The sequence below is a fragment of the Halobellus sp. H-GB7 genome (assembly GCF_030848585.1).
In the GTDB taxonomy this organism is placed as follows: Archaea; Halobacteriota; Halobacteria; order Halobacteriales; family Haloferacaceae; genus Haloquadratum; species Haloquadratum inordinatus.
The window spans coordinates 160,742-182,630 of record NZ_JAVDDW010000001.1 but is presented as its reverse complement, the minus strand read 5'-3'; the positions used below and the strand labels follow the sequence as shown (position 1 = coordinate 182,630).

Genomic DNA, 21,889 nt, shown 5'->3' with positions numbered 1-21,889 from the left:
ATGACGTTCTGTCCTCTATAGTTATTCGCGTGACTGCCACGAAGCCGTCCCGTGACACTTCACGATGACAGATACACACATACTCGTCCTCGGTGGCGGCCAGATCGGTCGTCGTCTCGCAGAGGACCTCACAGACCATCCAGCAACGGGCGACGTCGGGTTCGTCGACGGAAGCGAAACAGCCGTCGAGGCCGCGGGGTCGAACGGAGTGACCGCGACCCACGCACCAGTGACGGACACCGACTCTACGGCCGTCGAAACGGCTCGCAACGCGGAGGTCGTGGTCCTCACAGGCGACAACGACGGGATGAACCTCCTGTTGGCCCAGCGGTTACGACTGCGCGAGACCGATATCGATCTCGTCGTTCTCGTCAACGACCCGCGAAACCGCGAGGCGTTCGACGAACTGGACGTCGATACCGTCTGCGTCGCCGAGACCACTGCGGCCGCGCTCGACGTCCGGATTTCGGCGCTCACGACCGCAGAGGAAAACGCCGATTCGATCGAGGACAGTCCGACGCGGGGCGCCGTCGCCGAGGGTGCCGATCGATCGACCGACCGGATGGTGAGGTGACGTGCCGAAGACGCTCGAACGCGACCTCGGGCTCCCGGCGGTGCTCGCCATCAGCATCGGCGCGATGGTCGGCAGCGGCATCTTCATCCTCCCGGCCCTCGCGGTCGAGATTGCGGGCCCGGCCGTCATCCTCGCGTACCTCGTCGCGGGCGTGCTCGTGGTCCCGGCCGCCCTCGCGAAAGCCGAGATGGCGACGGCGATGCCGGAGGCGGGCGGCACCTACCTGTTCATCGAACGCGGGATGGGGCCGCTTTTGGGCACTGTCGCGGGCATCGGAACGTGGTTCGCGCTGTCGTTCAAAGGTGCGCTCGCGCTCGTCGGCGGCGTTCCCTACCTCCTGTTGCTGTTCGACGTGTCGCCCGGCGCCACGACACAGGTCGCGCTTGCGCTGGCGGCGCTCCTCGTCGTGGTGAACGTCCTCGGGGCGAAACAGACCGGCCGACTGCAGGTCGCCATCGTGGTCGTGATGCTCGCCGCACTCGTGTGGTTCGTCGTCGGGGGCGGCCCGTCGGTCCGACAGCCAAACTACGCGCCGTTCTTCGGCGGCGGCGCGGGCGGTCTGTTGGCGGCCACCGGGCTAGTGTTCGTATCCTACGCAGGCGTCACGAAGGTCGCGAGCGTCGCCGAGGAGGTCGCCGATCCCGACCGCAACATCCCGCTCGGGATCCTCGGGTCGCTCGCGTTCACGACGGTCCTCTACGTGCTGATCGTCGCGGTGATGATCGGCGTCACGGAGCCGACGCGGATCGCCGAGAGCGCGACCCCGATGGCCGTCGCCGCCGGGGCGACGCTGGGAACCCCCGGAGTCGTCGCCGTGGTCCTCGCCGCGATCCTCGCGCTCGTGAGCACGGCGAACGCCGGGATCCTCTCCTCGTCGCGGTACCCCTTCGCGATGGCGCGCGACGATCTCGTCCCCGCCTCGATGGCGACCGTGAGCGAGCGCTTCGGGACGCCCTCGAACTCGATCACGCTCACCGGTGTCGTACTGCTGGTGCTGATCGCGTTCGTCCCGCTCTTAGAGATCGCAAAGCTCGCGAGCGCCTTCCAGATCCTCATCTTCGTCCTGATCAACGTCGCGCTCGTCGCGTTCCGAGAGGGCAACGCCGAGTATGACCCGGCGTTCACCGCACCGCTGTATCCGTGGGTCCAGATCGTCGGCGTCCTCAGCGGTCTCGTGTTGTTGACGCAGATGGGACTGGTCCCGTTCGTCGGCGCAGTCGCGCTGATCGCCGTCGGCGTCGCCTGGTTCCTCCTCTACGGTCGCCGCCGCGTCGATCGCGAAGGCGTTGCCGTCGACGCCGTTCGCCGGCAGGTCGGCCGCAGCGCCGTCGATCGGACGCAACAGGCGCTCGACGAGTGGGCCAGCGGCTACCGCGTGCTCGTCGCTCTCGATCACGCCGTCTCGAAGGACGAAGAACGGTCGTTCGTTCGCATCGCGTCCGACCTCGCTCGAACCCACGATGGAGAGGTCGCTGTCGTGCGATTCGAGCAGGTCCCGGATCAGGTCCCGCTGACGTACGCCTCCGAGACGGAGACCCCCGCAGACGTTCGCTTCGACGAGCAGACGAGCGAACTCGACTGCGAGTTCGACGTGCCCGTGAAAAGCGGGACGATCGTCTGTCACGACGTGCGCCACGCCGCCGTCAACTACGCCGCCCACGAGTCGGTCGATCTCCTCCTCACCGAGGAGACGGCGACGCCCGCAGGGCTCCGCGGACGGCTGTTCGGCTCCGACGTCGACTGGGTTCGGCGGCACGCACCCTGTGACGTCGCGCTCTTGCACGCCGAGCCCGGAGGGCTCGACGACGTGGACGTCGTCGGCGTGCTCTCAGACGAAGGCCCGTACGATCCGGCGAAAGTCGCCATCGCGGACGCGATCGCCACGTCGGCCGCTGGATCGATCGCGTTCAGGTACGTGGATCGCGAGGACGACTCCGTCGTCGCGAAGCGAACGCTCCGAGACTATCACGGCGACGTAGCCGAGCTGTGTTCGGCCCCGGTTTCGAGCCACGCACCGTTCACCGACGGCGGGACGGCGACGCATCCGAAGTCGGAGCCGACCGCTCCGGACCTCCTCGTCGTTAGCGCCGCGGAACGCGGTAACGACGGGATCGCGTCGTATCTCGCGACGGCGAACCGTCCCGTGCTCGTCGTCCACCCGGAGGACTCACAGCGCCGCGGGCGGATCGCTCAGATGCTCGAACGCTGGGTGTTCTGAGAGGGATTATCGTACGTCTCCATAGATTTCTCGCCGGACGGTTCGGCGAAATCTCCGAACAGTTACGATACTCCCTATAGCTCCCCCACTGACGCTGTCGCCACAAGCACAACACCTATCTATGATTCGATTTGCACACAGAGTATGGCCGCAGTCGATCTTGACGATCTCGACCGCTACATCGTCTATGCGCTCCAGAAAGACGCCAGACACACATCCAGCAGCGACATCGCCGAGACGAAGGGCGTCTCCGCGAGCACGGTTAGAAACCGGATCGGAAAGCTCGAATCGGAGGGGATCATCCGGGGGACACACGTCGACGTCGACTACGAGCGGATGGGGTATCAGCTCTACACGATCATCTTCTGTACGGCTCCGATCCCCGAGCGCGAGCGGTTGGCCGAGCAAGCGCTCGACGTCGAGGGCGTGATCTCCGTCAGAGAGATTATGACCGGCGAGGAGAACGTTCACATCACTGCCGTCGGCCGTGACAGCGACGATCTGAGCCGGATCGGCCGGGAGCTCAGCTCACTCGGCTTCGAGATCGTCGAAGAGGAGATCATCCGCAACGAGTACACCAACCCCTACAGCCCGTTCGGGTCAGACAGCAGCGGCGGGGAGTGAGACGGTCCCCCGACCGGGCAGTGTCGCCCCGAGCGACGCAGCCGTTATTCGCGAAGATACCGTAGAGAGGGTATGGCAACAGTTAGCGCACGAGACGCGTTACAGTACGCGCTCGGTCGGGAGATGGCCGTTCTGTACGCCGTGGTCCTGGCCGGCTACGTCGCGTTGCTCCTCGGTGGGTGGTTCGCGTCGAATTGGGCGATCCGGGGCGGCGGTGCCGGGTTCGTGGGGCAACTCCTCGCAGCGATCGTCTTCCTCGTCGGGTTCGTCGCCGTCCTGGGTGGCCTGATCGGCTTCGTCTACAAGGTGATTGCCGACGCCAACGACGTGGCGCGGGGCTAGTGGAACAGAGCGACGAGCGCGGCGTGGAGGCGTTCAGTCGCGAACCGTTACGGCGATCCGGTCCGCGATCGCACCGCCGAGCGCCGTCTTCGATCCCGAGAACTCGTCGACCTCGTCGGCGTCGACGAACAACGTCCGGGTCTCGTCGTCGCCCATTACGGACGCGTCGTTGGCGACGACGAACGCGAGGTCCGTCCGTTCGAGGATGTTGCGAGCGGCTGCGACCATCTTCTCGTCGTCGCCAGACGTTTCGGCTTTGAAGCCGACGATCGGGAGGTCCGGATACGCCTCGCGCACCCCGTCGAGGAGTTTCGGCGTCGGTTCGAGTTCGAGCGTGCGGTGGTCGCCCGAACGGAGTTTCTCGGCGGCGGCTTCGACCGTGTAATCGGAGATAGCGGCCGCGGACACGACGACGTCCGCGGCGGGCGCGTCGCCGTCGGCATCGGTTCCACCGACCGCGGCGAGGACCGCATCCCGCATCTCGGCGGCGGATTCGACGGTCACGGTGTCCGCGTAGTGGACGTCGCCGGCGTCGTGGACGAGCGTGACGTCGGCCCCGCGGACGTAGCAGGCGCGGGCGACGGCGCGGCCGGTCTTGCCCGACGCGCGGTTCGTGAGAATCCTGACGGGGTCGATCTCTTCTGCGGTCGCGCCCGAGGTGACGACCACGTGGCGGCCCGCGAGCGTCCGTTCGGTCGTCGCGCGCGCGGTGGCGGTGACGATGGCGTCTTCGGTCGCGATCTTCGCTTTTCCCTCCTCGATCCGCGGATCGACGAAATCGACGCCCCAGGACTCGACGCGGTCGATGGCGTCCAGCACGCCCGGGTGGTCGTACATCGGTTCGTGCATCGCGGGCGCGATCACGACCGGCAGGTCCGCGCCGAGCGCGGTCGTCGCGCAGGTCGTCACCGGCGTGTCGTCGATCGCACTCGCGATCTTGCCGACCGTGTTCGCCGTCGCGGGCGCGAGCAATAGCACGTCGGCCCAGCCGTCGCGACCGCAGAGTTCGACGTGTTCGACGCGCCCGGTGAGTTCGGTCACCACGTCGTTGCCCGTCGCGAATTCGAGCGCCCACGGGTGGATGATCCCCTGTGCGCTCTCGGTCATCACCCCGCGGACGTTCGCCCCCTGGCGTCGCAACTCGTGGGCGAGTTCGACCACCTTCACGGCGGCGATGCTCCCCGAGACGCCGAGCGCGACGTTGACGCCGTCTAACATCGCCCGAGGGTTCGACGGCGGCGGGGTAAAACTCCCCGGTCTGGCTCCCTCCGCGCGAGCGGGGAGGGAGCAAAACGGCTACTCGTCGAGTCGGCCCAGTTCGTCGTCGACGAGGCTCGGATGCGTCCGCTGGGGCTCCGGATGCGCCTCGGTGAACGCCTCGCGCATTCGGTCGCGGGACGCCGAATCACGGCGGTCGCGCTCGGCGGCGTCGATCTCCTCACAGCCCGGCGGGACCTCGCGGCCGCGGTCGGTGAAGTAGCCCTCGGGCGTCACCCAGTCGTTGTAGTACGGCGTCTCGGAGTCGTGAACGACGGTCAGGCCGACCTCGGCGCCGTGGCCCGCGGCGACGACTGCCTGGTGATACTTCTCGGTCAGCCGACCCGCGGCGTAGACGCCCTCGACGTTCGTCCGCCCGAGGTCGTCCACCTCGACGTACGTCTTCGATCCCGCATCGCGCGTGTCGACGCCGAGGTTCTCGAGGTAGGAGACGTCGGACCACGACGCAGCGACGACGGCGTCGGCGCTGATCGTTCGCTCCGCGAGCGTTGCGTCGTTGCCAGCCGCCACTGCGACTTCGAATCCGTCGCCGTCTCGCGCGACGTCGCGGACGCGCCCCGTCTGTCGCCGGACGCCGTTCGCGTCGGCCTGCTCGCGCAGGAGGTCGAGGAACTGACGTGAGTTGATGCCGGCCGGGAACCCAGGCACGTTCTCTAAGTGTGCGTTCCGGGCCAGGATGCTCTCGTCGGCGTCGACGACGAGGGTGTCGAGTCCCGCGCGGGCGGTGAACGTCGCGGCCGTTAGCCCGGCGACGCCCCCGCCGACGACGAGGACGTCTGCGGCGTTCGAATCACCGCCGTCGGGGATCGAATCGGAGAAGTCAGTACCGGCATCACTGTCGCTCGGCGCAGTACTGGCGTCTGTGGGGTGTTCGGACATACCCGCCGAGAGGTTGGCACAGCCGATGAGTCTCACGGTTGGGGCGGGCGACGAAAGCGTTGATCGTCAGTACTCCGAGTCGGTGTCGTACAGTCGCTGATCGTCGGTCGCGTCGATCGAGACGAGGCCGTCCGGCACCGCCCCCGGTTCGATCCGGAGTCGCCAGCGGCGGTCACCGAGCGGGGTCGCCGCAGCGAAGCGGAACGGCGTCTCCGGCAGCCGCTGGGCGAGCGCGATCGAGATCGGGAGCGTCGGGAGACGCCCGGTCCGCTCGGCGAGGGCATACTCGCCGAGCGTCACCTCCCAGCCGTCGCCCCGTGCGGGCGAGACGGACTGCGAGCCGACGAATCCGACGTGTTCGAGGTGTTCGACGGCCGCACGGACTCCCTCGTCCGGCCGCATCGCTGTCGGGGCGCGTGGCCCTCGAAGCGAGTCGGCCGCGGCGTCGACGACAGGCAGGTGTTCGGTCCGAGTGGTCCGGTGGGCGAGTTCGCTCGTCATACTCCACAGCATCGTGAGACAGAAGTCGTCGCGGTCGCTGACGACCTCCGCGAGCGTGAGATACGTCTCCATCGCCGCGGATTCGACCTCGCGGAGACCCGCGTCGGTGAACGCCTCGAAGATCGCGCCGGCGACGTCGTGGCAGAACGAGAGATAGCGCAGTCGTCTGTCGTCGTCGCCCGCGGCCGCGAGCCCCGCCGGTCCGTCCTCGACGTCGTGGACCAGTGGCTCGTAGAAGGGGACCTGTGGGTCGTACTGACGAAGCGTCGCGCGGTACTCTGAGGCGGCCTCGGCCGCCTCCGCGGCCGTGTCTCTATCGTCGAAACGCAGCCCCGAGACGGGGTGTGGCTCACAGCCCGTCCGCCCGCAGACGACGGCGTAGGGGCCGTCCCGCGCCGCGAGGCAGTCGACGTGCCGGCTGATGTCCCGGAGGGTCGAACCGACCATCGTGTCGAATATGACTTCTCCGAGACAAGTACGTTGTGGTCGACACCCGATATCGGGTACGATAGCGTCTCACAGGGCGATATCCGGTGTCGGCACACGGTGCTGCCCACAACGCTTTCTGTGCCGCCGCCCAACGAGTCCGCGTGGACGAACTCGTCGTCAGCACCGTCGTGTATCTCCCGCCCGAGGAGACCTACGAATTTCTCGTCGATTTCCCTCGCTATGCGGACTACTCGAAACACCTCCGGAACGTCGCCAGGCGGCGCGGCGACGGCGGCGCAGGGACGCGCTATGCGATGCGCTTCGCGTGGTGGAAGCTCACCTACACCGTCGAATCGGAGGTGACGGAGGTCGACCGCCCAGAACGCATCGAGTGGCGGATCGTGAAGAATCTCGACGCCAGCGGCCGCTGGCGGATCGAAGCGCTCGACGAGGTGCCGGAAGACGCCCCCGACGACGCCGAAGCCGCCTCGCGCGTCTCGTTCGAGGTGGCGTACGATCCGTCCTCGGCGAACGAGGGCGGGATCGACCTCCCGCGGTTCGTCTCGCTGGGCTGGGTCGTCGAGAAGATCAAGCCCGCGATCACGGGCGAGGCCGAACGTCTGGTCGAGCGCGTCGTCGCCGACCTCGAAGGGTCGGCGCGACCGGTCGAGTTGACCGTCGAGCGGCGGTCGAAGTCTGAAGCGGGCTGAGCCGCGCTGCCCGCGTGGAACGGGTCGCCGCCAGGGGCGGGACTCATCCGCAGGGACAGGGCGATGCCGAAAGAGCGATACGCCTTCGCCAGGCACATCCGAAAGATGAATCCGGGTGGTCGTCAGTGCGCGTAGTCATCGTCGGGGCGGGACAGGTCGGATCGAGCATCGCAGCCGACCTCGCAGACGCCCACGAGGTTATCGTCGTCGACTGCGACAGCGAGCGGACCGAGGAGCTGAACTACTCGTTCGACGTGCTCGGCGTGACCGGCGACGGCACGTCAGTGGCGACGCTCGAAGAGGCCGGCATCGAGGAGACCGATATGGTGATCGCCTCGACGGACGACGACGAGACGAACATCGTCGTCTGCTCGACCGTGAAGGCCATCTCGGACGCCTTCACGATCGCGCGGGTGAAAAACACCGAGTACCTCCGAACCTGGGAGCGCTCTTCGCGAGCGTTCGGCGTCGACTTCATGGTCTGTACGAACCTCCTGGCCGCGGAGTCGATCGTCCGGATGATCGGTTTACCGGCCGCACGCGACGTCGATCCCTTCGCCGGCGGCCAGGTGCAGATGGCCGAGTTCGAGGTCGACGCCGACAGCCCGGTGGCGAATCAGACTGTCGCGGAGGCGGACCGCTTCGACTCGCTGACGTTCGTGGCCATACTCAGAAACGGCTGCGTGGAGATCGCTCGCGGCGAGACGGTCATCAACGCCGACGACCGCGTCATCGTCATCGGCTCGCCAGAGAGCGTCCAGCAGTTCGCCCGCTCGGTCGAACCCGACGAATCGCCCGGCACCGCCGAGGAGGTCGTCATCGTCGGCGGCTCGGAGATCGGCTATCACGTCGCGCGCCTGCTCGAAGATCGCGGATTCAAGCCGCGACTCGTCGAGCAGGACGGCGAGCGCGCGCGCAACCTCGCCGAGCGACTCCCGAATACGGTCGTGATGGAGTCCGACGCGACCGACATCGAGTTCCTCGAACGCGAGCACGTCGGTGACGCGGACGTGGTTGTCTCGACGCTCGACTCCGACGAGAAGAACCTCCTCGTGTCCTTGCTGGCGGCGCGGATGGGCGTCGAGCGGACCATCGCCATCATCGACACCAGCGAGTACGTCGACCTCTTCGAGACCGTCGGCGTCGACGTGGGGGTGAGTCCACGCGGGGTCGTCGCAGAGGAGATCTCGCGGTTCACCCGCGAGGGAGACGCCGAGAACGTCGCGCTCATCGAGTCCGACAAGGCCGAGGTGCTCGAAATCGAAGTCGACGAGGAGAGCATCCTCGCCGGGCGCCCGATCCGGGAGTCCGCACGAGACCTCCCGAACGGTGTGGTGATCGGCGCGATCACGCGCGAGCGGGAGTTCATCGCGCCCCGGGGCGACACCGTCCCGCAGGTCGGAGATCACGTCGTCGTCTTCGCGGACATCGACGTCGTCGACGACGTGGCCCCACTGTTATGAGCGCGAGAGTAGCCGACCCGGTCACCGGACCGAAACATCTTCTACCCGCCAGCGAGAGCCAGCGGCCACAGCTCCGATGACTCTACGAGTCGACGCCCGCGCCAGTTTCAGCCTCGTCGGGTCCGTGCTGAAGTACCTCGCGGTCCCGCTCTGTTTCCCGCTCGTCGTCGCCCTCTACTACGGGGAGACGGTCGCCCCCTTCCTCGCGACGATTCTCGTCACCGTCATAGTCGGTGTCGGACTCGAACGCCTCGAACCCGACCCGGACCTCCGGGCGCGCGAGGGCTTTCTGATGGTCGCAGCGACGTGGTTCGCCGTCGCCCTCGTCGGGGCCATCCCATATCTCATCGAGGCGAACGGCCTCCCGCCGCTCGTCGCACCCGTCCATCCCGAGTCGACGCTCGCGAACCCAGCGAACGCGCTCTTCGAGACGATGAGCGGGTTTACGACCACCGGAGCGACCGTGCTGGGCGACATCTCTTTCGAATCGCACACACGGGGGATTATGCTGTGGCGACAGCTTACCCAGTGGCTCGGCGGGATGGGTATCGTCGTCCTCGCGGTGGCGGTCCTCCCCGAACTCTCGGTCGGGGGCGCACAGCTGATGGACGCCGAAGCACCGGGGCCAGGTATTGAGAAGCTAACCCCGCGAATCGCCGAAACGGCGCGGGCGCTGTGGGGAGCGTACCTTGGACTGACGATCCTGGAGATCGGACTGCTCTACAGTCTCCACCTGGTCGGCGTGGATCAGACAATGACGCTCTACAACGCCGTCTCTCACGGCCTAACAACGATGCCGACAGGCGGGTTCTCGCCGGAGGCCCGTAGTATCGAAGCATTCAGCACCGCGGCGCAGTGGATCATCATTCCCTTTATGATCGCCGCCGGGACGAACTTCGCGCTGTTCTGGCACGTGCTCACCGGCGAGCCGAAGCGGCTCGTCCGCGACTCGGAGTTCCGGTTCTATGTCGGCGTGATAGCGACCCTGACGGCCGTCATCACGGCGGTCCTGTTCGCCGACGGACTCATCAGTGCGGCCCCGGCCGGTGAGACTTTCGACGCCGCCTACCTAGAGAGGTTCCGGACAGAAATCGTCGGACAGCTCGAACCCTCGCTACGCTACGCAGCGTTTCAGGCCGCATCGATCGTTACAACGACCGGGTACGCGAATATGGACTTCAACGCGTGGGGGACTGCGGCGCAGTATCTCCTGCTTTTCGCGATGTTCATCGGTGGCTCGGCTGGATCGACTGGTGGCGCGGTCAAGATCGTCCGCTGGTACGTGATCCTCAAATCCGTCCGTCGAGAGCTCTTCACCACCGCACATCCCGAAGCGATCCGTCCCGTTCGGCTCGGCGGCCGCACGCTCGACGAGCGTGCGGTCCGTGGCATATACGCCTTCACGCTCCTGTATCTGATCATCTTTTTTGTCGCGGCCGGGATCATCTTCCTCGACGCGGTGCGGGTCGGACTGAGTCTCACGATTCTAGAAGTGCTGTCAGCGACGGCAGCAACGCTCGGGAACGTCGGACCGGGATTCGGTACAGTTGGGCCGATGGGGAGCTATCTCGCGTTCTCGAACGCGAGCAAGCTCTTTATGTTCGTTCTGATGTGGATCGGACGTCTAGAGATTATCCCCGTACTCGTGCTGTTGACCCCCGAGTACTGGAGTCGGTGAGCGGCCGGGCAGTGACCCCATTCAGGGATCGAGCCCGTACAGCACTGACCGCGCAAAGACGAGGATCGGAATGATCTCCAGCCGTCCAATCCACATATTCAGGAGAAACATTGCCTCAGCGACGGGATGCATCGTCGGACCGGTGATACCCGTCGAGAGCCCGACGTTGCCCTGGGCGGATGCGACCTCGAAGAGCGCATCCGCGTAGGAGAACTCCGGGCCAGCGAGGTTGACGAGGACGAGGCTCGACCCTACGAGGACGAGAAGCCAGAGCAGGGAGACAATAGCGGCCTCAGAGAACTCCCGCTCCATTTCCTCGCGGTTCAGTCGGCGACCGTTCAGCCGCGTTCCAACAACCGCGCTGGACGGGAGAAATACGCGGTGGAACTGCCACGCGATGCCCCGACCGATGACGTAGCCACGAATGATCTTGATACCCCCAACGGTCGATCCGGCGGCGCCGCCAAGCACCATCGCACTCGACACGAGGACCTTGCCGCCGGCCGTCCAGCGACCGATCGGTGCTGACTGAAACCCCGTACAGGAAAGCGCGCTTATCCACTGGAATGTAGAGTCACGAGCGGCGCCGGCCACAAGAGGCCCGAGCACCGATCCGATCCCGAACCACTCTGAGGCGTCGAACGCTCCCTCGGTCGCGGGGATCGAGACGACGTTCTGGACGATGAGAACGATGGCGCCGAGGAGAAATAAGAGGAGTAACCACCGCGTCTGGAGGTCCGAGACGAGCGCCCGGACGTCGCGATCGGCGAGCACGGTGTAGTGAACAGGGAAAGCGATAGCGCCGAGCGCCATCACGGGGAGGAGTACCGACTCGATGAGCGGCGAATCGTAGGTCGCGATCGAATTGTCGGTGACAGAGAATCCTCCGGTCGAAAGTCCCGTCATCGCGTGGTTGAGCGCCTGCCAGCCGGCGCGCCAGAGCGGGAGTTGCGAGCCGTAGTCGGATGCGAGGATTGCGGCAAAAAGAACCAGAATCGAGACGACCGTATAGCCGAAGAAAATCTTCCAGACCGTCCGGACCGTCGAGACGATACTCGGATGGATCTTCTCCTCGCGGGTCTCAGAACGATAGAGCGCGTAGCTTCCGCTCCCTGGCCGCGCGAGGATCGAGACGGTGAGGACGATCACTCCGACGCCGCCGACCCACTGGATCAGCGAGCGCCACCACTGGATCGTCCGCGGGAGCGAGGGTTCGTGGACCGCCATCGTAAGCCCGCTCCCGGTCCATCCGCTCATACTCTCGAAGAAGGCGTGGAGCGGGTTCGAAAAGTATGCGAGGCTCGACCGCGCGTAGTCTGCGCCCGCAGGAACGTACCCGACGGCGACGTCGGCGGGGACGAACCGCGCCGAGAATAAGAAGGGGAGCGACCCGAAGACGGCGACGAGCAACCAGCCGGCCGCGGCGATGATCATCCCGTGCTTCATTCGTGGGTCAGGCGCAGACGTGAACGCACGACGCGCGCCGAGGCCAACGGAGGCGGTGATACCCCCAGCGAGAGCGAACGCGAGAGCGACGTACCACTCGCGGAAGACGACAGCGACGAGGACCGAGGCGGTCATCAGCACCGCCTCCATCGTGAGCAGCGAGCCGACGTCGCGGGCGATGGTCGCCAGGTCCCGCGGCCATCCCGAGACGTCCCTGTCGCGTGGGCGAACCATCAGTGGTCCTCGTAGTAGCCAAACACGTCCGTCACCTCGGGTGTCGCGCCCCGTGCAGAGTAAACCGTCAGGAGGTCGCCGCCTTGGAGCACCGTGCCGCCGCGGGGGGTGATCGGGCTGCCCGTTCCGTCGCGCTCGACGGCGACGACGAGCATATCGCTCCGGAGGAGGTCGGCTTCGGCCGCCTCGCTGATCGACATCCCGGCGATGGGAGCGTCGGGGGCGACCTCGATCTCGAAGACTGCCGCCTCGTCGCCGATTCGCATATAGTCGGCAATCGAGGGGTACTTGACTGCGCGATAGAGATATTCCGCGATCAGCCGCTGGGGGTTCTCCATCGTGTTCACGCCGATCTGACGATAGAGCGTCATATGATCGGGATTGTGGACGACAGAAACGATATCGGGGATCTCCAGTTCCTTCGAGAGTAGACAGACCATAATATTTGTCGCGTCCTGGTCGGTGGTGGAGATGAGCGCGTCAGCGCGCTCGGCGCCAGCGTCCAGCAGTGTCTCCTTTTCCGTGGCGTCGTCGTTGAGAACGAGACAGTCGAACGCCGTCGAAGCGGCCTCGGCCTTTTCCTCGTCGCGCTCAATGACGACGACTTCGTTTCCGCCTTCGGTTGCAATCTCGATGAGCGGCGTACCGATACTGCCCGCTCCGACGACGATAATGTACATCTCGCGATCTGTTTGAGGTGGATGGCCCACCGTTGAAAATATACCGTTACCTGCGCAACGCCTCCGGGATCTGTCGAGACTCCCGACTGCGGCGGTCAGTCCTCGACGGCCGACGCGGCGCGGACGATCGACTCCTCGCCGAACTTCGGTCCGATCAGTTGCAGGCCGACCGGGAGGCCGTCGGCCTCGCCCGCGGGCACGGAGATGGCGGGGAGGTTCGCGAGATTGACCGGGACGGTGTTCGCGTCCATCAGATACAGTTGAAGCGGGTCGTCCAGGCTCTCGCCGAGTTCGGGCGGGAGCACGGGCATCGTCGGCGTCGCCAGCACGTCCGCCTGATCGAGGGCGTCGTCGAAGTCGCGTTTCACCCACGCGCGGGCGTCCTGGGCTTTCTTGTAGTACTTGTCGTGGTAGCCCGCCGAGAGCGCGTAGGTGCCGAGCAGGACGCGTCGCTTGACCTCCTCGCCGAAGCCCTCCTCGCGGGCGCGGGCGAAGGCGTCGTTCCAGTTGCCCTCGTAGCCCCCGGGCTGGCCGTATCTGACGCCGTCGAAGCGCGCGAGGTTCGAGGACGCCTCCGACATCGCGATGACGTAGTACGCCTGCACCGCGTGTTCGAGGGAATCCAGCGAGACCTCGACCGTCTCTGCACCCTGTGCGCGGAGGTCTTCGAGGGACGCCTCGAACACCTCGACGACGCGGTCGTCCGCGCCTTCGAGGAGGTCGGTGATGACGCCGATCGTCATCCCGTCGACGTCGCCGTCGGCGGCCCCGGCGTAGTTCGAGTCAGCCGCGGGGTGTGCAGCGTCCTCACCGTCCTCGTCGAGGTCGAACCGGGTCGTCGAGTCCTTCGGATCCGGGCCGGAGATGACGTCTAAGAGCGCGGCGGTCTCCTCGACGCTGGTGCCGATCGGCCCGATCTGTTCGAGGGAGTTCGCGTAGGCGACGAGGCCGTAGCGCGAGACGAGGCCGTAGGTGGGCTTGATGCCGACGACGCCGCAGAACGCGGCGGGGTTGCGGACGGAGCCGCCCGTATCGGAGCCGAGCGCGAGGTCCGCGTCGCCGGCCGCGACGGCGGCTGCCGAACCGCCGGACGAACCGCCGGGAACGTGACCCTCGTCGACGGGGTTTTTCACCGCGCCGTAGGCCGACGTCTCGGTTGTGCCGCCCATCCCGAACTCGTCCATATTGGCCTTGCCGACGATGGTCGCGCCCGCGTCTTTCAGGCGCTCGACGACGGTCGCGTCGTAGGGCGGGACGTACGATTCGAGCATCGCCGACCCGCACGTCGTGCGGACGCCTTCGGTGCTGATGTTGTCCTTGACGGCGACGGTCGCGTCCGCGAGCGGGCCGTCGTCGGCCCCCTCGATCGTCTCCTCGGTGATGAACGCGTTCTGGCTCATTATGACACCCGCGGGCCTTTGAAGAAGCCGTCTTCGGTCTCTGCAGCGTTCTGCAGTGCCTCCTCCTGATCGAGGCTCGCTTCGACCTCGTCGGGTCGCATCACGTTCACGAGGTCGGCTTCGCTCTCGACTTCGGGCACCTCGTCGAGGGCCTCGAAGTACTCGAGGATCTCCGCGAACTGCGTCGTGAACGCGTCGACTTCGTCGTCGTCGAGATCGACACGCGCTAGCTCCGCGACGTGTTCGACCTCCTCGGCGTCGACGGGCGTCTCGCTCATATCCGTGAGGAACCGTGGCCTGGGAGTAAGGGTTTCGGTGCGCTCTGGCGTGCCGCCGGAGGCGGCGACGGCCCGACAGGCGAGCAGTAAGCGGCACACTGAGCCCCGGACAGCCTCGCCTACGGGATAGTAAGAGACTCCCGTGGGGCCGCGAACGGATCAGTATGGAGACGACGCGTCATTTCACTGCGACGGTCTACATCGTCGAGAGCGGAGCGGTCGCGCTGCATCGGCACGGGCGCCTCGGCATCCGGATCCCGCCCGGCGGCCACGTCGACCGCGACGAACTGCCGCACGAGGCCGGGCTGCGCGAGGTCCGCGAGGAGACGGGCCTCGACGCCGAGTTGCTCGACGGGACCGACGCCGTCGACGCGCCCGCGGGCCGCAAACTCCCGCGGCCGCGCCACCAGATGCTCTACGACATCAACGTCCACGACGACGGGACGATCGGCCACCAGCACATCGACCACGTCTACTTCGCGCGTGTGAACTCCCGCGAGATCGACCCGAACGGCGACGACGAGGCCGACGCGGCGGTCTGGGACTGGTACGACGAACAGGACCTCCGCGAAAGCGACATCGACCCCGACACGGTGCAGTTCTCCCTGGAAGCGATCGAGGCCGCCGAGCGCGCCGAAGAATAGCGGTCCACCGACGCGACCCGGTTACGACTCGGAGTCGGGCGGCGTGACGGGGCCGTCGCTCACGAGCGCCCGGACGTAGCGCTCGACGTGATCGTCCATCCGGCGCTTGTAGCCCGCCCGGCGGGCCAGCCGGTCGAGTTCGCGCGAGACGTACGTCCCGTACTGGACGGCCTTCTTGTCCGCCGTCCGGACCGAGTCGGGGACGACGCCGCGCGCCACCTCCCGAAGCGCGACCTTCCGTCGGTCGCCGTCCACGAGGAGGTGGCCGGGGAGGTCGAGCGCGGCCGCGACGACGTCGTCGTGGAGCAGCGGCGCGACGGGTTCGATCCCGGCGGCGCGGACCGCGAGGACGTCGCGCTCGGCCTGATCGGGGAGCGTCCCGAGGAGTTCGTGCCGCGCGCCCCGGACGGTGTCGGCCGCGACGCGCGGGTCCTCGGGGGCCTTTTCGACCTTCGCGTAGCCGCCGAACAGTTCGTCTGCCCCCTGGCCGAGTGCGAGACGATCGAAGCCGTCGGCGGCCGCGCGCTCGGCGACGAGAAAGAGCGGGAGCGCGATCGAGAGGTCCATCGGGTTCGTGCGGCCGAGAACGTCGACGAGGGCCAGTACGGCCTCGCGGATATCGTCGTGTGTGAGTTCAACGACGCGGAGATCCCGGTCCATCTCGGCAGCCGCCGCGCGCGCGGCAGCGACGTCGTGACAGCCCTCGAAGCCGGCGACGTAGCAGGGCGCGTCGGGAGCCCCCGTAGCGACGACGGCGGAGTCGACGCCGCCGGAGAACGCGACGGCGACGTCGCCCGTGGAGTCGTCCCCACCGAGTGCCCGCGTTCGAGCGAGCACGGCGTCGCGGACCGCGGCCAGCGCCGCGTCGTCGTCCTCCATCGGATCGGGGTCCGGAAGCGTCCAGCGGCGGCCGGAGGCGTCGGAGTCTGGTCGTTCCCCGACCCGAACGACCGTTCCGGCCGGCACCGAAACCGGTGCTGGAAGTTCGCGCGGGTCGAACGCCCACGCCGAGGCGTTGTCGGCGTCGACGAAAAGCGGACGGCGTCCGAGGACGTCACGTACGAGATTGCCGTCGATCTCGCCCGCGAAGCCCCCGGTTCCTGGGAGCGGCTCCCGCGTCTCGGTCGCGTCACGGACCACTTCGAGAGCGGCACCGTCGAGCGGGGCGTCCGCGCTGGACGTCGCCGTCTCCTCGGACGACATCTACACCAGATCCGAGACGGTACGCTTGATTCGGCGCTTGATGCCGCCGCCGAACTGTCTGAACGAGATGCGCCAAGGCGTCCGACTGCCGACGACGCTCGTCTCACCGGCGACGATCGCGTCGAGGATTCCCTCGACCGAGCGGTCGTCCGTCCCGACCTGCGTGACGGCCTGGCCGACCATCTCGCTGATGTGGGCGTCGCTGCCGGCGGTCATCGGCAGTCCGCGAGCGGTCGCAAAGCGCTTTGCCTTGCGGTTGGCCCAGCCGGTGAACAGCCGGGAGTTGTACACCTCGATCGCGTCGGCGTCGGCGAGCTGGTCCCGGCTGATATGGGCTGCGACGCCGTGCCGTGAGGACTGAAACGGGTGCGGGACGACGGCGACGCCGCCCTGTTCGTGGATGCGGTCGAGCGTCTCGTCGTAGGAGAGCCCCGCCGGGACGAGTTCGTCGATGCCGAACGCGAGGATGTGGCCCGCAGCCGACGTCACCTCCATCGCCGGGATTCCGACGAGGCCGTACTCCGGCGCCAGCGCCGCGGCTTCCAGGCTCGCGTCGATCTCGTCGTGATCCGTCACTGCGAGCGCGTCGAGGCCGACCGCCTCCGCCTGCGCTAAGAGCAGTTCGACCGGGTCGCGGCCGTCGTACGACAGCGACGAGTGCGCGTGCAGCTCGACCGATAGCACGGGTGAGCATAGAAACCCAGGTTAAAAAAGCGACCCGGTCCACGCCTCGCGGTGCGTCACCACGCCACTATCTCACGCCGATGAAATGCACGTCCGTGCATACAGAAAAGCATTAATCGCGCCTACTTGAACAGGGAAGTGAATGAGCCTGCCGGACTCTGATCGCGAACTCGTTACGGCCGAACTCGGGCGCGACCCCACCCAGACGGAGGCCGCGCTGTTCGAGAATCTCTGGAGCGAACACTGCGCGTATCGCTCGTCTCGACCCCTCCTCTCTGCGTTCTCTTCGGACGGAGAGCAGGTCGTCGTCGGTCCCGGGGACGACGCTGCCGTCGTCCGTCTGCCCGACAACGATGGCGACGCCGACGAGGAGACGTACATCACGATGGGCATCGAGAGCCACAACCACCCGTCGTACGTCGATCCCTACGACGGCGCGGCGACGGGCGTCGGCGGCATCGTCCGCGACACGCTCTCGATGGGCGCGTATCCGATCGCGCTCGCCGACAGCCTCTACTTCGGCGGCTTCGACCGCGAGCACACTCGCTACCTCCTCGACGGCGTCGTCGAGGGCATCTCCGACTACGGCAACGCGATCGGCGTGCCGACGGTCGCAGGAAGCGTGGAGTTCCACGACGACTACGAGGGCAACCCGCTTGTCAACGTCGCTTGCGTCGGACTGCTCGACGAAGAGCGCCTCGTGACCGCCGAGGCTCAGCAGCCCGGTAACAAACTCGTCCTCGTCGGCAACGCGACCGGACGCGACGGCCTCGGCGGCGCGTCCTTCGCCAGCGAAGACCTCGCCGAAGACGCCGAGACGGAGGACCGCCCCGCCGTGCAGGTGGGCGACCCCTACTCGGAGAAACTCCTCATCGAGGCGAACGAGGACCTCATCGACGGCGACCTCGTTCAGTCGGCGCGGGACCTCGGCGCGGCCGGCCTCGGTGGCGCGTCCTCGGAACTCGTCGCGAAGGGCGGCCTCGGTGCACGGATCGAACTGGAACGCGTCCACCAGCGCGAACCGAATATGAATCCGCTGGAGATCGTCCTCGCGGAGTCCCAAGAGCGGATGTGCTACGAGGTCCGTCCCGAGGACGTCGACGACGTCGCCGCGATCGCCGAGAAGTACGACCTCGGCTGCTCGGTCATCGGCGAGGTGACCGACGGCAACTACGTCTGCACGTTCGAGGGCGAAACGGTCGTCGACGTGCCGGCGGAGTTCCTCGCCGACGGCGCACCGATGAACGACCTCGACACCGTCGAACCCGAGCAACCGCAGCGCGATCGACCGGATATCGATCTCGCGTCCGCATTCGAAGCGGTCGTCAGCGCGCCCAACACGGCCTCGAAACGGTGGGTTTACCGCCAGTACGATCACGAGGTCGGCGCGCGGACCGCGCTCCGCCCCGGCGACGACGCCGCGGTGATGGCGATCCGCGAAGCGGGGACTGGCCTCGCGATCTCCTCGGGCGCGGTGCCCGCGTGGACGGACTGCGCGCCGTACGACGGGGCCCGCGCTGTCGCCCTGGAGAACGCGACGAACCTCGCGGCGAAGGGCGCAACGCCGCTGGCTGCGGTCGACTGCCTGAACGGCGGCAACCCCGAGAAACCGGACGTGTACGGCCGATTCACGGCGATCGTCGACGGCCTCGCCGATATGTGTCGGGACCTCTCGGTTCCGGTCGTCGGGGGGAACGTCTCGCTGTACAACGACTCGGTCGCGGGGCCGATTCCCCCGACGCCGACGCTCGCGATGGTCGGCGCAAAGGCGGGCTACGACGCGCCGGAAGCCGCGCTCGACGGCGCGGGGACCCTACTCCTCGTCGGCGAGGGCAGCGACGCGCTCGGTGGGTCGGAGCTACTCGCGCAAGTCGGTGGCTCCGATCAGTTCCCGACGCTGCCCGCGAACGCCAGCGACGTCGTCTCGACGCTCGCTGAAGTCGCGGACGACGACGCGACACTCGCGGTACACGACGTGAGCAACGGCGGGCTCGCAGTCACGCTCGCGGAGATGGTCACCGAAGACATCGGCGCCGACGTCGCTGTCGACGATCTCGTCACGCTCTTCGAGGAGACGCCCGGCCGTGCGGTCGTCGAGACGACCGACCCCGACGCCGTCGAAGCCGCATTCGAGGACGTCGCGCCGGTTCGGACGCTGGGCGAGGCGACGCCGGACGGAACGCTCTCGCTTTCGGTCGGCGGCGACAACCTGGCGGTCGAGGCCGCGGAAATCGCGTCACTTCGCGACGTGCTCGAAGCGGAACTCGACTGACGCAGCGCGAAAACAGCGGTTCTTTTCGTCGCTCGAACGCGGCGCGATTAGACGAACAGCGGGACGCCGAAAACGATGGCGAGGCCGACGACGAGCACCACGAGGCCCGTCGTGACCTGACTCATTCCGAACTCCTGCATCGGCGAGGTGACGCGTCCGTCCTCGTCTGCATCGTCGTGATGGTCGTCGTGGTCTGTCATACCTACGGTGTGGACTGTCGTGTATAAAATCCTCCCGGAATAGCCGCTCAACCGGGCGACAGTATAACTTATCGGGGCGTCTCGCGGGCGTATGGACCGCGAACAGCCCGACGAGTCGACGTCGAGATCATCGGGAACAGTGGATGGCACGCACGGCTCCGAGCCCGGTTCAGAAGAGAGTGAGAAACGAGACGAAACGGAGACGCTACCGAACGGAGAGGTTCGACGGTGGTGGAAGGAAGCAGTCGTCTATCAGATCTACCCACGGTCGTTCAACGACACGAACGGCGACGGGATCGGTGACATCCCGGGCATTATCTCGAAGGTCGAGTACCTCGACGACCTCGGCGTCGACGTCGTCTGGCTCAATCCGGTCTACGAGTCGCCGAACGCGGACAACGGTTACGACGTCTCGGATTACCGCACGATTATGGACGAGTTCGGAACGATGGCCGACTGGGAAGCACTCCTCGCAGAGCTCCACAGTCGCGACATCCGGCTCGTGATGGACCTCGTCGCGAATCACACCTCAGACGAGCACGAGTGGTTCCAGCGCTCACGGCGATCCAAAGACAGCGAGTGCCGCGAGTGGTACTTCTGGCGCGAGGGACACGACGCCGAGGCGGTGTCGTGGAGTGCCAGCGACGGGCCACCCGATGAAGCCCCGCCGAACGACTGGCAGTCGTTCTTCGGCGGCCCCGCGTGGACCTACGACGAGGCGACCGGCGAGTGGTATCTCCACCTGTTCGACGAGAAGCAACCCGACCTCAACTGGGAGACGGAAGCAGTTCGCGAGGCAGTGTTCGAGACGATGGAGTGGTGGCTCGAGAAGGGGATCGACGGGTTCCGGATAGACGTCATCAATCTCGTCTCGAAGCCGCCGGGACTGCCCTCCACGGATCCCGAACGCGGCATCGACACGGTCGATCGAGTCACACAGGGGCCACGCGTCCACGAGTACCTCCAGGAGATGCGCGAGAAGGTGCTCTCGCCGGACCTTCTCACCGTCGGCGAGATGACTGGCTGGCAGATGCCAATGGAGCACGCGCGTCAGTACGTCGGCCAGGGGCCTGACCGCGACGGGCTCTCGATGCTGTTCCACTTCGAACATATGCGTCTCGGACGTGGGGAGCGGCTCTGGGAGACGCGCGAGTGGAGCCTCACCGATTTGAAGGCCATCTTCGATCGGTGGCAGTCCGGGCTCGCAGACGAAGGATGGAACGCGCTGTACTTTAGCAATCACGACCAGCCGCGGACGGTCTCGCGGTTCGGCGACGACGGCGAGTTCCGGCGAGAATCGGCGACGCTGCTCGCGACGCTGCTTCACACGCTCCGGGGAACTCCCTACATCTACCAGGGCCAAGAGCTCGGGATGACGAACGTCCCGTTCGAGTCGCTATCGGAGTTTCGCGACGTCGAGACTCGCAATCCGGTCCGACGAGCGATAGAACGCGGTGAAATCGAGTCTTTCGAGGCGGTTGCAGACGAGATCCGGGCGAACAGCCGAGACAACGCACGGACGCCGATGCAGTGGTCCGACGACGCCTACGCCGGATTCACCGATGCCGACGCCGAGCCGTGGATCAAGGTGAACCCGAACTACGAGGAGATCAACGTCGCCGCACAGCGCGAGGACCCGCAGTCGGTCTGGCACTACTACCGGCGACTGATCGCACTCAGAGACGAACACGACGTGATGACGTACGGCGACTACGACCCGTTCTTGCAGGATCACGAGTCCGTCTGGGCGTACACTCGGACGCTCGGCGACGTCACGTGGTTCGTCGTGCTCAACGTCTCCGGGACAGCGACGACCGTCGAAGCGCCGATAGAGGTCACAGAAGACGCTGACCCGGGCGTACTGATCGCAAACTACCCCGAGGAGGCGCGTGCGCACGAGGAGCTACCCGGCGGAACGTTGGAGTTGCGTCCGTGGGAAGCCCGCGTCTACGACCTATAGCTGTGGGGGTGGGGCGAACAGGCGACACGGGAGCGTCGCGGCGCGGTGTGTCGCACATCCGCGTGTCGCGCCGCGGCCGGAGTCAAGTCACGGCGAGGCTGGCCCCGGCATCGTATATAAAATCGGGGGCGCGTTCGCCGCCGTTTCACGACCGCGACGTCCGGACCCGCCCGTAGCCGAAACCATCAAGCG

Annotated in this window: 20 protein-coding genes; 10 read left to right on the top strand and 10 right to left on the bottom strand. The window is 66.7% G+C overall.

Features of this window, described 5'->3' with window-relative positions:
- Positions 1-64: 64 nt before the first annotated feature.
- From RBH22_RS00895 to RBH22_RS00880, 4 genes are all read left to right on the top strand, one after another.
- The gene (locus tag RBH22_RS00895; protein ID WP_306676218.1) at positions 65-574 is read left to right on the top strand and encodes an NAD-binding protein; all 510 of its coding nucleotides are present in this window, start codon (positions 65-67) and stop codon (positions 572-574) included.
- Position 575: 1 nt separating this feature from the next.
- Positions 576-2,792, top strand: coding sequence for a universal stress protein (locus RBH22_RS00890; protein WP_306676217.1), 2,217 nt, complete (start codon positions 576-578; stop codon positions 2,790-2,792).
- 144 nt (positions 2,793-2,936) lie between these two features.
- A complete protein-coding gene (locus tag RBH22_RS00885) occupies positions 2,937-3,416 on the top strand; it encodes an Lrp/AsnC family transcriptional regulator (RefSeq protein WP_256546501.1) in 480 nt (159 codons plus the stop codon).
- Positions 3,417-3,488: 72 nt separating this feature from the next.
- The gene (locus tag RBH22_RS00880) at positions 3,489-3,758 is read left to right on the top strand and encodes a hypothetical protein (protein WP_256546500.1); all 270 of its coding nucleotides are present in this window, start codon (positions 3,489-3,491) and stop codon (positions 3,756-3,758) included.
- Between the two features lie 33 nt (positions 3,759-3,791).
- Here the strand turns inward: RBH22_RS00880 and coaBC are convergent, their stop codons facing one another.
- From coaBC to RBH22_RS00865, 3 genes are all read right to left on the bottom strand, one after another.
- Entirely contained in the window at positions 3,792-4,976 is a 1,185-nt protein-coding gene (gene coaBC / locus RBH22_RS00875) for a bifunctional phosphopantothenoylcysteine decarboxylase/phosphopantothenate--cysteine ligase CoaBC (RefSeq protein WP_306676216.1), read from the bottom strand.
- A 78-nt stretch (positions 4,977-5,054) separates the two neighbouring features.
- Positions 5,055-5,915, bottom strand: coding sequence for an FAD-dependent oxidoreductase (locus RBH22_RS00870; RefSeq protein WP_306676215.1), 861 nt, complete (start codon positions 5,913-5,915; stop codon positions 5,055-5,057).
- Between the two features lie 66 nt (positions 5,916-5,981).
- Positions 5,982-6,863 (bottom strand): hypothetical protein, encoded by an 882-nt coding sequence (locus RBH22_RS00865; protein WP_256546497.1) that lies wholly within the window; start codon positions 6,861-6,863, stop codon positions 5,982-5,984.
- Positions 6,864-7,006: 143 nt separating this feature from the next.
- On the opposite strand from RBH22_RS00865, the gene RBH22_RS00860 reads away from it, so the two are divergent.
- The 3 genes from RBH22_RS00860 to RBH22_RS00850 all read left to right on the top strand — a co-directional run bounded on the left by RBH22_RS00860 (position 7,007) and on the right by RBH22_RS00850 (position 10,696).
- On the top strand, positions 7,007-7,555 hold the full coding sequence (locus tag RBH22_RS00860) for an SRPBCC family protein (protein WP_306676214.1): 549 nt from the start codon (positions 7,007-7,009) through the stop codon (positions 7,553-7,555).
- A 125-nt stretch (positions 7,556-7,680) separates the two neighbouring features.
- Positions 7,681-9,018 (top strand): Trk system potassium transporter TrkA, encoded by a 1,338-nt coding sequence (gene trkA, locus RBH22_RS00855; protein WP_256287900.1) that lies wholly within the window; start codon positions 7,681-7,683, stop codon positions 9,016-9,018.
- Between the two features lie 76 nt (positions 9,019-9,094).
- Complete coding sequence (locus RBH22_RS00850) at positions 9,095-10,696, top strand: TrkH family potassium uptake protein (RefSeq protein ID WP_306676213.1); 1,602 nt, start codon at positions 9,095-9,097, stop codon at positions 10,694-10,696.
- Positions 10,697-10,717: 21 nt separating this feature from the next.
- On the opposite strand, the gene RBH22_RS00845 is transcribed toward RBH22_RS00850, so the two are convergent.
- The 4 genes from RBH22_RS00845 to gatC form a co-directional block, all read right to left on the bottom strand.
- Positions 10,718-12,376, bottom strand: a complete 1,659-nt coding sequence (locus tag RBH22_RS00845; protein ID WP_256287898.1) for a potassium transporter TrkG — start codon at positions 12,374-12,376, stop codon at positions 10,718-10,720.
- On the bottom strand, positions 12,376-13,056 hold the full coding sequence (locus RBH22_RS00840) for a TrkA family potassium uptake protein (RefSeq protein WP_256287897.1): 681 nt from the start codon (positions 13,054-13,056) through the stop codon (positions 12,376-12,378). The genes RBH22_RS00845 and RBH22_RS00840 overlap by 1 nt, the downstream gene beginning before the upstream one ends.
- A 95-nt stretch (positions 13,057-13,151) precedes the next feature.
- Positions 13,152-14,456: an Asp-tRNA(Asn)/Glu-tRNA(Gln) amidotransferase subunit GatA gene (gatA, locus tag RBH22_RS00835; RefSeq protein ID WP_306676212.1), complete on the bottom strand. Its 1,305-nt coding sequence runs from the start codon at positions 14,454-14,456 to the stop codon at positions 13,152-13,154.
- Positions 14,456-14,734, bottom strand: coding sequence for an Asp-tRNA(Asn)/Glu-tRNA(Gln) amidotransferase subunit GatC (gatC, locus tag RBH22_RS00830; protein WP_121568838.1), 279 nt, complete (start codon positions 14,732-14,734; stop codon positions 14,456-14,458). Before gatC ends, gatA begins: the two co-directional genes overlap by 1 nt.
- A 164-nt stretch (positions 14,735-14,898) precedes the next feature.
- Between gatC and RBH22_RS00825 the strand changes: the two genes are divergently transcribed.
- Positions 14,899-15,378, top strand: a complete 480-nt coding sequence (locus RBH22_RS00825) for an NUDIX domain-containing protein (protein WP_306676211.1) — start codon at positions 14,899-14,901, stop codon at positions 15,376-15,378.
- Positions 15,379-15,399: 21 nt separating this feature from the next.
- On the opposite strand, the gene RBH22_RS00820 is transcribed toward RBH22_RS00825, so the two are convergent.
- Positions 15,400-16,581: an asparagine synthase-related protein gene (locus RBH22_RS00820; protein WP_306676209.1), complete on the bottom strand. Its 1,182-nt coding sequence runs from the start codon at positions 16,579-16,581 to the stop codon at positions 15,400-15,402.
- Entirely contained in the window at positions 16,582-17,265 is a 684-nt protein-coding gene (locus tag RBH22_RS00815; protein WP_256287893.1) for a PHP domain-containing protein, read from the bottom strand. It abuts the gene before it with no gap.
- A gap of 142 nt (positions 17,266-17,407) precedes the next feature.
- On the opposite strand from RBH22_RS00815, the gene purL reads away from it, so the two are divergent.
- On the top strand, positions 17,408-19,537 hold the full coding sequence (purL, locus tag RBH22_RS00810; RefSeq protein ID WP_256546488.1) for a phosphoribosylformylglycinamidine synthase subunit PurL: 2,130 nt from the start codon (positions 17,408-17,410) through the stop codon (positions 19,535-19,537).
- 47 nt (positions 19,538-19,584) lie between these two features.
- Here purL and RBH22_RS00805 read toward each other — a convergent pair whose 3' ends face one another.
- The gene (locus RBH22_RS00805) at positions 19,585-19,737 is read right to left on the bottom strand and encodes a hypothetical protein (protein WP_256546487.1); all 153 of its coding nucleotides are present in this window, start codon (positions 19,735-19,737) and stop codon (positions 19,585-19,587) included.
- A gap of 91 nt (positions 19,738-19,828) precedes the next feature.
- Here RBH22_RS00805 and RBH22_RS00800 point away from each other — a divergent pair, with 91 nt between their 5' ends.
- Entirely contained in the window at positions 19,829-21,697 is a 1,869-nt protein-coding gene (locus tag RBH22_RS00800) for an alpha-glucosidase (protein WP_306676208.1), read from the top strand.
- Positions 21,698-21,889: the final 192 nt, after the last annotated feature.